The following is a 13,387-nucleotide window of genomic DNA, read 5'->3' as shown; positions in this document are numbered from 1 at the left end:
AGGAACTCCTTTTTCTAATGTTTAAAGAAATAAATTTAAGGAATCATTCATCCTTACACAAACTATTTTACAGTCTCATAGTTTTTGATATAGTATAATAATATATAAAAATTGTATTTTGTAATAAGGATGATTTAAATGATTTGGACATGGGACATTATTCGCCGCATTATTGAAGTTTTGTGGCTAATTAATATTGGTTTCGCTATTTGGACAGTTTTTCGCTCCAGACGAGATATAGCCTCAACTTGGGCATGGCTGCTTGTATTAACGGTCTTTCCTTATGTAGGTTTTATTATTTATCTATTTTTAGGAAGACAATTATCGCACGACGAAATTTTTGCAATTCAAACAGAACAACAAAAAGCTCGTGATCAATTTTTAAGCCAACAACATAAACTGCTCAAAAAGCATGATTTATTGCCATCAGAAGATCGCAAGCCACGGGCCAGGATGCTTACGGAATTGAATCTAACTAATAATGATTCAATTTTAACCTTTAACAATGACGTTGAACTTTTTATTGATGGACCAAAATTATTCGACAACATCATTGAAAATATTAATCAAGCTAAGGAAATGATCGATGTTGAATTTTACACTTTCTATGATGATGAATTAGGCAATCGCGTTTTAAAAGCCTTAGAAGGTGCTGCTAAGCGTGGAGTAAAGGTGCGGGTAATCTACGATGCTAGTGGTTCTCGCGGCACTAAACCTAGATTTTTTGATAACTTACGTAAATTAGGTGGTCAGGCTCAACCATTTATTTCTACTTCTAAAAAATACTGGTTTACCACTCCACGACTTAATTACCATTTACACCGCAAATTAGTCATCATTGATCATGAAATTGGCTACATTGGTGGTTTCAACATTGGTGATCAATACGTTGATAAATCTGAAAAATTCGGTCATTGGCGCGACACACACATGCGCGTTGTTGGCCAGGCCCCAACTATGATGGAAGTTCGCTTTGCAATGGATTGGAACACTTCTAGCCGTAAATCACACTTACCTAAGTATGAAGTAGATTGGCTAAAAGATTTCAAATTAAAGCCTGCAACTAGTGAATCACAAGTCGCCATGCAAATTGTTTCTTCAGGCCCTGACAGCCAAGATTTTGCTATCCGTCGTGGTTATGAAGGAATCATCGCCGGTGCGAGAAAATACGTTTATATTCAAACACCATACTTAATCCCAGAGCCTCCTGTTTTAGAAGCTTTGATTATTGCTGCTAAAAGTGGTGTCGATGTCAGAATTATGGTTCCCGATATGGCAGATCATGCCTTCGTATATCGCGCAACAGAATATTATGCTAAATACTTAACGGCTAACGGCGTTAAGGTCTATAAATATGATAATGGCTTTATTCATGCGAAAACTATCGTTAGTGGTTCTAATATTTCCTCAGTTGGTTCCGCCAACCAAGACTTCCGTAGTTACAGTTTGAACTTCGAAGTCAATGCTTTTAACTACAGTCCAGAATTAACGGCAAAATTAAAGGCCATTTTTGAGGAAGACCTTAAGAAGTCAACCTTGATGACTAATGAATACTTTGATAACCAATCTAAGTGGCGCAAGTTTAAGCAATATTTCTCTAGATTGCTTTCACCAATACTATAAAAAATAAAACAGATCTTCCAAGCGGAAGATCTGTTTTATTTTAGCAATAGCTCATATACATATGAGATTTCACCTTTTCGGTAAACTCCATTCAAAGTACCTACTCGTTTAAACCCCATCTTATCAATTAAATGTTGCATTGCCTTATTATCTTCATGAGTATCAACACGAATTGAATCTATATCAGGATTATTAGTCTTAATTTGATCAATTATTTCATGATAAAGTTTAGTAGCATAACCCTTACCAGTATGATTCGAATGAATTGCAACTCGATGGATCACTTTATAATTATCGGTTTCAATCAACCATTTTCCATCCATTTGATCATATACATGATCTGGGCCTTGCACAATAGCTGCAGCACCTACAGTTTCTTTATCTTGAGAAATGGCTAAGTATGCCCATCCATTTTCAATATCTTCCTTGATTTGATCTGGAGAAGGATAGTCACCCTGCCATTGGTCAACACCATGTTCAGCAAGTTGATTAGCACCGTCTTTTAAGATTGAAATAATTTGATCAAAATCCTCCATTGTGGCCTGTTTTAGTTTCATTTCAACACATCCTTCTTATTTTTAGTACGAAGAATATTGTAACAAAAAAAGCATCTACCTGTAAAAAATAAATGCTTTCTATATTAAATATAATCCAGTTCTAACGCCATAAAGATAGTAACAATTAATAGATCAGCACAGCCTCCAATACTATAATTGTTATCTTTAAAAACTTGATTTAGTTTAAGCAAAAACTGCATCCCTGCTTCACTTTTACTGCCACCAAGCTCCAAAAACTTTTTGCCTTGCTCATGTAACCATTCAACCTTTTCAATTCCACCAGCGCGTTTAATAAAGGTCGAATCAATTGTAACACTCGCTATTGCCATCAAAGTATCTAACAAACGCTGATTTATTGTTCCAGTTGACTCTTTTAAAAATGGCAAAGAATAATTTTCAATAATCGGATAACCGGATTCAGCAAGCTCCCGTACTCCACCTTGACCATATTTCAAATATTGCAATTCACCAGCAGTTTTAAAGTTTTCTTTCTTTTGCAAGTCATTTTTTACTAAACCTGCACACATTGCTCGAATCACATCATAAATTAATAGATCATGTTTATCTGAATATGTTTTAGCACAAACGAAAATTCCTAAAGAAAAAATTGCCCCTTTGTGAGTATTAACTTGATCAGTCGTTTCAAACATAACTTTTTCGGCCGACATTCCTGCCCGACGCAGTTGATTAAACATCTTCGTTAAATCATCCTCGTTAAATTCAAAACCGACTCTAGCAGCATTTATGAGGTATGTGCGCATAGTTACACTACTATCAATAAAAGTATAGATATCCATATCTTTATGCGAACCCGGATCGCTTGGATCAACTAATCCAGGTTTTGGATTCGTCACTGCTTCATATAAAAGTGCTTCAATCGCATGTGAAACTACTTGTTCAATCAATAATTAATCCTCTAATCTTGGATTTTTACGTTCCTTAACAGTGTAATAAATCCAAGCAATTATTCCAAAGGCAACTGGTCCAATCGCAGTCCAGAACGAAGTTGCATAATCACCATTAAATAAAGGCTCAATACAAGTAAAGATAATACCAATTGCAACAACTAACCAAACAACAATTGTTACTATCCAAACTTTTTTCATTCCTTCAATAAAGACAAATGGACGATCTAGATCCTTTTTCATCTTAAAGAATGGATAAGCTCCAATTAAGAATAAATATGGAGCCGATGAAGAAACGTTCATCATATCCATTAAAATCGTATAGAAGGTACCCGCAGCACTACCACCAAATGAAATAAACAAAATTATGATACTTACAATAAGAGCTTGTAGCCACATAGATCTTTCTGGCATATCATGTTTATTTAATTTAACTAATGATTTTGGTAAAAGACGTGGATCACAACCTTCAATAAATGATTTTACTGGTGAATAAACCATTAAGAAAGCCGCTGAAATACCAGATAAAACATCTGCCCAACCAGCAAAACGTGCACACCATTGACCAATTTGGACAGAAGTTGCATGTGATAAACCAAGTCCATGACCAATCTCAAGTCCCATATTGTTAATTAAAACATATTCAACATTAGCAAGGTCAACGTGTTTACCACTTAAGTCAGCACTCCAATTTGCCACCACACCACACATGAAAATATTTAATACATAGAAACTAGTCATTGTGATCATGGCAATGATTAATGCCCTAGGGAAAGTTTTTTCGGGTTTATCAACGGAGTCAATAACCCCCGCTGAAGTCTCAAGACCACCGTAAGCAAACAAAGCATAAACAATGAATGAAATAATCGCAATTGGTGATTGAAATTGCGGATTGGGTGAATGAACTAATGAATTAGCTGTTAAAGGTTCTGCTAATTGTCCTTTATTGATAATAAACACAATAACAGCAGCTAAGGTGAAACCAATTGTTACTGCTAAAGTAAAGAAACCACCGATATTACTTACAAAGGCAATTTTATCTACTCCTTTTGCAGCAAAAAATGTTACCACAACTAAGAAAACAACTTCTAATACCCCAAGTAATTCAGTTGATGATAAATTCCATAAATGCCAACTCTGGGTTGTATCATGTCCAAAAAACGCAGTTGAAACTGAAACTAGGAAAAATTGAGTTGAAGAAACTAGCCAGACAACCCAAGCCGCTAACCAAATAAATGTACCTACAAAGGCGGTCTTTTCACTAACTGATCCCTTCAGCCATGAAAAGATACCACCCCTTACTCCCTTAAAGGTTGCCCCATATTCAGCAAAAATTAAAGCTGAAGGTAAAAAGAACAGTACCGCAGTAATGATGTACCAAATAATACTTGCATATCCCATTTGGTAATATGCCGTCAATGAATTACTAAAACCAAAAATGGCAGAAAAGATCATTAGTACTAAAGTGCCTAATCTAATCTTGACCGAACTATCGGAATTTTCAGATCCCATAACTTAATTAAACTCCTTCTTTCTCGTTATAAACATTTAATATTATGCGCTTATCTTACGTAGAACACAAAAAGAGTCTGGAATTTTCCAAACTCTTTAATTAATTATTCATGTATCTTGCTATTAAGCACCGTGATACTTCACAAGTGAGAAGATATCTGTATCTGGGAATTGTTCGCGCCCCTTAAGATCTTCAAGTTCAATGTAGAAAGCAGCACCAACAACTTCTCCACCTAATTTTTCAATTAATTCTTTAGTTGCATGAAGTGTTCCCGCTGTAGCCATTAAGTCATCACAAATTACTACTTTTTGACCGGGCTTGATCGCATCTTTATGCATTTCAAGAACATTTGAACCATATTCTAAATCATATGATGCACTTTCAACTTCTCTAGGCAATTTGTGAGGTTTACGTGCTGGCACAAAGCCAAGCCCCAATTCAGTTGCAACTGGACAGCCAACAATAAAACCTCTGGCTTCAGGTCCTACAATAACTTCTGCACCGCGGCTTTTTGCGTACTCGGCTAATTCATGAGTAGCTGCTTTATACAACTCACCATCCTGCAAAATTGGTGTAATATCTCTAAAGATAATTCCTTTATTTGGAAAATCTTTTACATTTGCAATATGCTTTTCAAAATCAATTGCCATCGAAGACAAACCTCCATAAATCTTGTGTTTTCCAATGAAACACTTCTCTTAGTATATTTTAACAGAGATCCAATGTAAAAAACAGTTAGAAAGAACTATTTACTTAGACTATTAATATAATCTATTAATTTCTGACTTGGCATATTTCTTAATTGGTTCATAAAATCAATCTGTGATTTTGTTGCCATTAAGTACTTAGAACTTGATAACGGCTTCTTTTCAGCGGATTTTTCACCAACTAATTTTCCATCTTCTAATTTAATAAAACCAAGCTCAAAGAAAACCCTTAAGATAAATAGAACACTATCATAATCCAAACCAAGATATGGAGCTACTGTACGGTAATCTTCCGGGGTCAAAGTTGGATGCTTATAAATATATTTCAAAACATTACCAAAACTAGTCTTACTTGGAACAGTTTCAACAGGTAATTGATCAATTAAGAATCGTAAATAAAGTTGATGATAATTATTCTCTAAGGCCTGATTCAGCTCGAATTGACTATGAGGAACATCTAATAAGACTGCTGTTTCTCCACTAGACTGATAATCTTTAACTAAAGATATTTTATTTTCGTCGATCCCTAAAACATTTTTTACATATGGTATATTCTTTGGATCAAACAATAGATATCTATCTGCAAAACCCATCACGAAATTTTCAGTTCTAAGATCAACAATTGGAGCTGGCGTTGCCAATTTAGGTGAAGAGAACTCAATTCCTTCAATAATTCCTTGTATAGTAGATTTATTTCTAAAATTATTAACTGAAAGTTGAATAAATATTTTAGTGACAAATGGTAAAAGATTATTATTCAAAAAGTCTTTATTAAATCCTACTACATCAAGATTTCTACCATTTTTGCTAACTTTGAATTTTACATGATTCTTATCTTTGCCAATTTTATAGAAACTTGAAATGCTTGCATCAGTAATACTGAAAATTGGATTTGGATCACCTGTGCCAAATGGACCTACTTGGGCAATATCATCTATTGTTTGCGTACTAATTTTATTTAAAGGCAATTCCATGTCATATTCTTTATTTTCGCCATTTTGTTCAAGATTAAAGCTTTTTTCAAAAGCACTTCTTAAAGAAGAAATATTATCTTCTTCAAGAGATAAACCGCAGGCAAAATCATGACCACCAAATTTAGTTAAAATTGAATCTTTTAATGGATTAAGAGCGTCAAAAAGATTAAAACCAGGGAATGATCGACCTGATCCTTTGATCTCGCCATCATGATTTTTGGTTAAAACGATAGTTGGTTTATGTGTCTTTTCAGCAACTTTATTAGCCACAAGTCCTAAAACGCCCTCATGAAAATCTGAATCATAGATAACTAAAGTGTTTGATTTTTGCCAACTATTTTCTTTAATTTGAAGCATGCACTTTTCATAAACTTCATTAGTTAACTCTTTACGCTCATTATTTAAATTTTCAATTTTATCAGCAATTTCTTGAGCTTGATTCTCATCGTCACTCAAAAGAAGTTCAACTGCCAAATTGGCATTAGCAAGCCTTCCGACTGCATTTAATCTCGGAGCAATATTGAAACCAATATCAGTTTCATTAATATCACCTAAAGTTAAACCAGAGTTTTTAATCAATGCTCTCAATCCTGGACGTTCGGTCTGATTAAGCATAGCAAGACCATATTTAACAAGGATATGACCTTCACCAGTAACTTTGACCATATCGCCAATTGTTCCAATCATTGCCAGATCAAGTAGTTCAGGAACAGTATCTTCCACTAAAGCGCGACAAATTGTATAGGCAACGCCGGCCCCACAATAATCATCAAAAGGATATTTTTGACCAGGATAATCGCAGTGAACTAACGCATACGGCTTGGGAACATCTTCTTGAAATGTATGGTGATCTGTTAAAACAACATCAACACCGTGGTCTTGAGCATATTTAACCTCTTCAACACCAGTAATACCATTATCGACGGTAATAATTAGCTTGGTGCCATCATTTACTATGTCTTTATAACAATCAAGATTAGGGCCATAACCATCTTTAAAGCGATCTGGAATAAAGTAGTGTACATCCGCACCCAAAATGCTAAGAGCCTCAGTCATTATTGTTGTAGCAGTAATACCATCAGCATCATAATCACCATAGATCGTGATTTTTTCACCATTATCGATTGCTTGATTAATTCGCTCAATTGCCTTATCCATATCATGCATCAAATACGGATCTGCAAAATCCTCAATTGTCGCATTAAACCAAAAATCTAATTTTTCATCAGTATTAATTCCTCTCAAAGAAAACAACTTAGCCGCAATCGGGCTAAGTTGATATTTCTCAATTAAGTCGGAATCAAGTTCTGTCGCAGTTCTTTCTTTCCACTTCATTCTTTTAAGTTAAACACCTTTAAATTATTATTATTAGCTTCTTCAGTTTTAATTAACTTACCTCGTACAGCCCAGCGGTTAACTCCTCCATCAGCACAGGTAATCAGAGTTACAATTGGCTTTTTAGTGTTATTAACTAAATATACTGCATATGGATTTACAACTTTTTTCATATAAATTCTGTAAATATATACTTTCTTCATATTAGTTAAGTAAACCAATTCTCCCTTTTTAACATCTTCAAGTGGTGAAAATAGGATTCCTTTAGAAGTCATGTAGTGACCAGCTAACGGATAATTTCCTTTACCCATCACTTGATCTTCACGCATTGTACCACCACCAGTAGCCATAGCATCATCAGACATCCCTAAGAGAATTGGTAATCTCATATTTACATCTGGAATAGCCAATGCTCCGATTGCATGCGCATTATTCTTTCGAGCTGATTGAGCAACCTGACTAAAATCAACCTCTTTTACTTTACTAAAATCAAACATCCCTTTTTTCTTTTGATTTTTATCAACAGTTTTCTTAGTTAGGGTTGTCATCGTAGAAGTTTGATTTTTACTGATAATATAGTTACTAATTTGCTTGTTAAAGATTAAAACTAGTCCAACCAACAGTAGGACAACCGCTAAAACTCGGATAATGATCGTTTTAGCATCATGTTTCTTATTTTCTTTGGTCATTTTCTATACCTATTGATTTATTTACCTTTGATATCATCATCATTCATACGAAGAACCGCCATAAAGGCATCTTGAGGTACTTCAACCTTACCAACGGCCTTCATTCTCTTCTTACCACGTTTCTGCTTTTCAAGAAGCTTAGCACGTCTATCTGGATCACCTGTATGAATTTTCCAAGTAACATCCTTACGGTACGGCTTAATTGTCGCTCTTGAAATAATCTTGGCACCAATTGCACCCTGAATATCAACTTCAAAGTTTTGACGTGGAATAAGTTTCTTAAGAAGTGAGGTCATTTGACGAGCACGTTCTTGAGCACTATCACGGTGAGCAATGAAGCTAAGCGCATCGACTGGTTCTTTATTAAGTAAAATATCAATCTTAACTAGGTTAGTTGCACGATAGCCTGTAATTTCATAATCAAGTGAAGCATAGCCCTTAGTTGATGATTTCAAATCATCGAAGAAATCAAAGATGATTTCTGATAAAGGCATATTATAAATGATATTTACACGGTACTTATCAAGATAATCCATAGTAACAAACTCACCGCGTTTTCTTTGGCAAAGTTCCATTACAGGACCAACGTAGTCTTCAGTAACCATGATTTCTGCTTTAACATAAGGTTCTTGAACTTCTTTATATTCACCAGCATTAGGTAAATCGGATGGGTTATCAATTAACTTGGTAGAACCATCGTTCATAATTGCGTGATAATCAACTGATGGTGCCGTCATAATTAAATCAAGGTTAAATTCTTGCTCAAGACGTTCTTGAACAACATCCATATGAAGAAGACCAAGAAAACCACAACGAAAACCAAAGCCTAACGCTGTTGAAGTTTCAGGTTCAAATTCAAGTGCTGCATCATTTAGTTGTAACTTTTGAAGAGCTTCTTTTAAATCATCATACTTACGGTTATCTACTGGATACATACCCGAATATACCATTGGTGGAATTTGACGATATCCTGGAAGAGGTTCAGCCGTTGGATTATCAGCATCAGTAATAGTATCACCCACACGAGTATCACGAACAGTCTTAATGTTAGCAGTTAAATAGCCAACGTCTCCAGCAATCAAAATATCTTTTTTAACTGGATGAGGACTTGATACACCTACTTCAGTAACTTCATATTCTTTACCAGTATTCATAATCTTAATCTTGTCACCTGGCTTAACTGTACCCTCTTTAATTCTTACAGAAAGTACAACTCCGCGGTAATCATCATACTTTGAATCAAAGATTAATGCTTTAAGCGGGGCCTGTATATCACCTGATGGAGCCGGAATATCCTTAACAATCTTTTCAAGCATATCCGCAATTCCTTGACCAGTCTTTCCCGAAACAAGTACAGCATCAGAAGCATCAAGACCAAGCATTTCCTCAATTTCTTCTTTGGCCTTATCTGGATCTGCTGAAGGAAGGTCAACCTTATTGATAACTGGTAAAATTTCTAGATCATTATCAATTGCCAAGTATGTATTTGCCAAAGTTTGTGCTTGTACACCTTGTGAAGCATCAACTACTAATAATGCTCCTTCACAAGCAGCGAGTGATCGTGAAACTTCATATGAGAAATCGACATGTCCTGGAGTATCAATTAAGTGAAAAATATAATCTTCGCCATCTTTGGCATGATACTTAACTTCAACTGAGTTCATTTTAATTGTGATTCCACGTTCTCTTTCAAGAGGCATATCATCAAGCATTTGATTTTTTAACTGACGCTCTGAAACAGTATCAGTTAATTCAAGAATTCGATCAGCAATTGTTGATTTACCGTGATCAATATGCGCAACAATTGAAAAGTTTCGAATGTGTTTTTGATAATTTTGTAATTCTTTTAAATTCATAAATTATTTGCACCCTTTTTAATTCTGTCTTATTAATTATAGCAAAGCTAGACCAACATATAAAAGATAGAAGAAAAAAAGCCTCAAAGCTTTAATAAAAACTTTGAAGCTTTTTACGTGAAGCAATAATTTAATCTTCACCATTCAATTTTTCTTTAAGACGTTCAAAGAATCCTTTTCCTTGTGGTGTAATTGATTCACCGCTTGCCTTGACAAAATCAACTAAAGCTTCTTTTTGCTTTTCATTAACTTTCTTAGGAATCTTAACCTCAACAGTAACAATTTGGTCACCATTACCGCCACCACGGATATAAGGAACTCCTTCACCACGAAGCGTAAATTTCTTATTAGGTTGAGTACCTGAAGGAATCTTCAAATCTTTTTCACCATGAACCGTCTTAACCTTAATTTCATCACCCAAAGTTGCCTGGGCAAATGAAATTGGAACAGTAGTGTAAATAGTATTGCCGCGTCTTTCAAATTCTTTAGAAGGTTTAATACGGTAGCTAATGTAAAGGTCTCCGTAAGGTCCACCATTAGCACCAGCTTCACCTTGTCCTTCATAACGAAGTTGTTGACCGTTATCAATACCAGCAGGAATATCTACTTCAATAGTATTCTTACCTTCAACGGTTCCAGCACCATGACAAGTATTACATGGATGTTCAATAATTACGCCCTTACCGTGACACTTATCACAGACAACTTGTCTTTGAATCATACCAAAGGCTGATTGTTGAGTAATTGTCATATAACCAGATCCATGACACTTATCACAAGTAATTGGATGTGTACCCTTTTCAGCACCAGTACCATGACAAGTAGGACAGGTTTCACTACGGTTATAAGATACTTGTGTCTTCTTACCATTGATTGCATCCATGAAATCAATAGTAAGCGTATAGTCTAAATCTTGACCTCTTTGTGGTGCAGTTGGATCTACTTGTTGCCGACTTGCTCCGCCACCAAAAATATCATTAAAGATATCACCAAAATCACTGAAACCACCAAAACCACCTTGGCCGCCAAAACCTTGACTGCCGCCAAAGCCGCCTTGACCATTCACACCGGCTGAGCCAAATTGGTCGTATTGAGCACGTTTTTGCTTATCATGCAAAACTTCATATGCTTCATTTACTTCTTTGTACTTTTCTTCAGCTCCTGGTTCATGATTCAAATCAGGGTGATACTTCTTAGCGAGCTTACGATATGCCTTACTGATTTCTTGGTCACTTGCGTTTCGATCAACGCCTAAAACTTTGTAATAATCTTCTTGTGCCAAATCTAAACTCCTTACGTTTAAAAGAAAAAGAACTACCCTTAAGCAGTTCTTTTCTTAAAAGGTTATTCAAATTATAAACCCATTACTTCTCTGGGTCTACCTTGTGAAAGCTACCATCTTGAGCTCCACCATTATTTGAGTTACCGTCATTTGGTGTAGGTCCTTGTGGGCCGGCTTGTCCAGCAGAACCTTGGGCACCACCATTTTGTTGGTAAAGTTTAACTGCTAAATCTTGTGCAGCCTTTGACAAAGCTTCCTTCTTTTCTTTCATTTCGTCTAAGTTATTGTCCTTTTGAGCCTTCTTAAGTTCTTCAAGGGCATCTTCAACTGGCTTGCGGTCGCTATCAGCAAGTTTATCCTTAGTTTCATCCAAAGTCTTTTGGGTAGTGAAGATCAATTGGTCAACTTCATTTCTAAGGTCAACTTCTTCTTTACGCTTCTTATCTTCTTCAGCGTGTTCTTCAGCATCCTTTTGCATCTTTTGAATTTCTTCATCTGACAAACCGGATGAACTCTTAATAGTAATCTTTTGTTCCTTACCAGTACCCATATCCTTTGCAGATACATTTACAATACCGTTCTTATCGATATCGAAGGTAACTTGGATTTGAGGAACACCACGTGGTGCAGGTGGAATATCAGTCAATTGGAATCTTCCAAGAGTCTTGTCATCTGCGGCCATTGGACGTTCACCTTGAAGTACGTGAACATCTACGGCAGGTTGATTATCAGCGGCAGTTGAGAATACTTGACTCTTTGAAGTTGGAATAGTAGTGTTTCTGTCGATTAACTTAGTGAAGACACCACCCATAGTTTCAATACCAAGTGAAAGTGGAGTAACATCAAGTAATACGATATCCTTAACATCACCAGTAATAACACCACCTTGGATTGCAGCACCCAAAGCAACAGCTTCATCAGGGTTAATTGAGTGGTCAGGTTCTTTACCAGCCCATTCCTTAACAGCCTTTTGAACTGCAGGGATACGAGTAGAACCACCGTTTAAGATAACCTTATCAATATCATTTACAGTAAGACCTGCATCATTTAACGCATTGTCAAAGGCAATCTTAGTCTTTTGTACCAAGTCGTCAGTTAATTCGTCAAACTTAGCACGAGTTAAGTCAGCTTCAAGGTGAAGTGGACCAGCTTCTCCAGCAGAAATGAATGGAAGTGAAATGTGGGTTGATGATACACCTGACAAATCTTTCTTAGCCTTTTCAGCTGCATCCTTCAAACGTTGCATTGCCATCTTGTCCTTTGACAAGTCAACGCCATTTTCATCCTTAAAGTTCTTAACTAACCAATCAATAATTCTTTGGTCAAAGTCGTCACCACCAAGATGAGTATCACCATTAGTTGAAAGTACTTGGAAAACACCGTCACCTAATTGAAGGATTGAAACATCGAAAGTACCACCACCAAGATCGTATACTAAAACTTTTTCATCGTTTTCATCTTTATCCAAACCATATGCTAAAGCTGAAGCAGTTGGTTCGTTGATGATTCTTTGAACATTCAAGCCGGCAATTTTACCTGCATCCTTAGTTGCTTGACGTTGTGCATCGTTGAAGTAAGCTGGAACAGTGATGACTGCATCCTTAACTTCTTCACCTAAGTAATCTTCAGCAAATTTCTTGATGTATTGTAAAATAAATGCTGAAATTTCTTGTGGAGTATATTCTTTATCTCCAACCTTAACCTTGTAACCTTCTTCTCCCATGTGACTCTTAATAGAAACAATGGTGTTAGGGTTAGTAATAGCTTGACGCTTTGCAGCCGCACCAACTTGAATTTCACCATCTTTAAATGCAACTACTGAAGGTGTAGTTCTATCACCTTCTGGGTTAGTAATGATCTTTGGTTCTTTACCTTCAAGAACTGCAACTGCTGAGTTGGTAGTTCCAAGGTCAATACCGATAACTTTTGACATAAACAAATTCCTC

The 13,387-nt window shown here is 35.9% G+C and carries 10 protein-coding genes; 1 reads left to right on the top strand and 9 read right to left on the bottom strand.

The window, feature by feature from the left end; all coding sequences use genetic code 11:
- Nucleotides 1–138 precede the first annotated feature (138 nt).
- Nucleotides 139–1,623 carry a cardiolipin synthase gene (gene cls / locus NFR82_RS00635; protein WP_251716212.1) on the top strand — a complete coding sequence of 495 codons (1,485 nt, stop codon included), beginning with the start codon at nucleotides 139–141 and terminating at the stop codon, nucleotides 1,621–1,623.
- Nucleotides 1,624–1,658: 35 nt separating this feature from the next.
- Here cls and NFR82_RS00630 read toward each other — a convergent pair whose 3' ends face one another.
- The 9 genes from NFR82_RS00630 to dnaK form a co-directional block, all read right to left on the bottom strand.
- On the bottom strand, nucleotides 1,659–2,180 hold the full coding sequence (locus tag NFR82_RS00630; RefSeq protein WP_251716211.1) for a GNAT family N-acetyltransferase: 522 nt from the start codon (nucleotides 2,178–2,180) through the stop codon (nucleotides 1,659–1,661).
- An 83-nt stretch (nucleotides 2,181–2,263) separates the two neighbouring features.
- On the bottom strand, nucleotides 2,264–3,085 hold the full coding sequence (gene citG, locus NFR82_RS00625; RefSeq protein ID WP_251716210.1) for a triphosphoribosyl-dephospho-CoA synthase CitG: 822 nt from the start codon (nucleotides 3,083–3,085) through the stop codon (nucleotides 2,264–2,266).
- 3 nt (nucleotides 3,086–3,088) lie between these two features.
- Nucleotides 3,089–4,597, bottom strand: coding sequence for a glutamate/gamma-aminobutyrate family transporter YjeM (yjeM, locus tag NFR82_RS00620; RefSeq protein ID WP_251716209.1), 1,509 nt, complete (start codon nucleotides 4,595–4,597; stop codon nucleotides 3,089–3,091).
- Nucleotides 4,598–4,720: 123 nt separating this feature from the next.
- Nucleotides 4,721–5,248, bottom strand: coding sequence for an adenine phosphoribosyltransferase (locus tag NFR82_RS00615; protein ID WP_251716208.1), 528 nt, complete (start codon nucleotides 5,246–5,248; stop codon nucleotides 4,721–4,723).
- 95 nt (nucleotides 5,249–5,343) lie between these two features.
- Nucleotides 5,344–7,614: a single-stranded-DNA-specific exonuclease RecJ gene (gene recJ, locus NFR82_RS00610; RefSeq protein ID WP_251716207.1), complete on the bottom strand. Its 2,271-nt coding sequence runs from the start codon at nucleotides 7,612–7,614 to the stop codon at nucleotides 5,344–5,346.
- Nucleotides 7,611–8,303, bottom strand: coding sequence for a class A sortase (locus tag NFR82_RS00605; protein WP_251716206.1), 693 nt, complete (start codon nucleotides 8,301–8,303; stop codon nucleotides 7,611–7,613). Before NFR82_RS00605 ends, recJ begins: the two co-directional genes overlap by 4 nt.
- A gap of 17 nt (nucleotides 8,304–8,320) precedes the next feature.
- Nucleotides 8,321–10,159, bottom strand: coding sequence for a translation elongation factor 4 (lepA, locus tag NFR82_RS00600; RefSeq protein ID WP_251716205.1), 1,839 nt, complete (start codon nucleotides 10,157–10,159; stop codon nucleotides 8,321–8,323).
- Nucleotides 10,160–10,289: 130 nt separating this feature from the next.
- Complete coding sequence (gene dnaJ / locus NFR82_RS00595) at nucleotides 10,290–11,441, bottom strand: molecular chaperone DnaJ (protein ID WP_251716204.1); 1,152 nt, start codon at nucleotides 11,439–11,441, stop codon at nucleotides 10,290–10,292.
- 82 nt (nucleotides 11,442–11,523) lie between these two features.
- Nucleotides 11,524–13,374: a molecular chaperone DnaK gene (dnaK, locus tag NFR82_RS00590; RefSeq protein ID WP_251716203.1), complete on the bottom strand. Its 1,851-nt coding sequence runs from the start codon at nucleotides 13,372–13,374 to the stop codon at nucleotides 11,524–11,526.
- Nucleotides 13,375–13,387 lie beyond the last annotated feature (13 nt).

It is taken from the genome of Lactobacillus agrestimuris (assembly GCF_943193025.1).
In the GTDB taxonomy this organism is placed as follows: domain Bacteria; phylum Bacillota; class Bacilli; order Lactobacillales; family Lactobacillaceae; genus Lactobacillus; species Lactobacillus agrestimuris.
Note: the sequence above shows the minus strand (reverse complement) of the source record. Positions and strands in the feature narration are given on the sequence as shown.

Bases quoted from the DNA above. Each gene is read 5' to 3' on its own strand.
- cls (WP_251716212.1), top strand. From the start codon at position 139: ATGATTTGGACATGGGACATTATTCGCCGCATTATTGAAGTTTTGTGG.
- NFR82_RS00630 (WP_251716211.1), bottom strand. From the start codon at position 2,180: ATGAAACTAAAACAGGCCACAATGGAGGATTTTGATCAAATTATTTCA.
- yjeM (WP_251716209.1), bottom strand. From the start codon at position 4,597: ATGGGATCTGAAAATTCCGATAGTTCGGTCAAGATTAGATTAGGCACT.
- NFR82_RS00615 (WP_251716208.1), bottom strand. From the start codon at position 5,248: ATGGCAATTGATTTTGAAAAGCATATTGCAAATGTAAAAGATTTTCCA.
- recJ (WP_251716207.1), bottom strand. From the start codon at position 7,614: ATGAAGTGGAAAGAAAGAACTGCGACAGAACTTGATTCCGACTTAATT.
- NFR82_RS00605 (WP_251716206.1), bottom strand. From the start codon at position 8,303: ATGACCAAAGAAAATAAGAAACATGATGCTAAAACGATCATTATCCGA.
- lepA (WP_251716205.1), bottom strand. From the start codon at position 10,159: ATGAATTTAAAAGAATTACAAAATTATCAAAAACACATTCGAAACTTT.
- dnaK (WP_251716203.1), bottom strand. From the start codon at position 13,374: ATGTCAAAAGTTATCGGTATTGACCTTGGAACTACCAACTCAGCAGTT.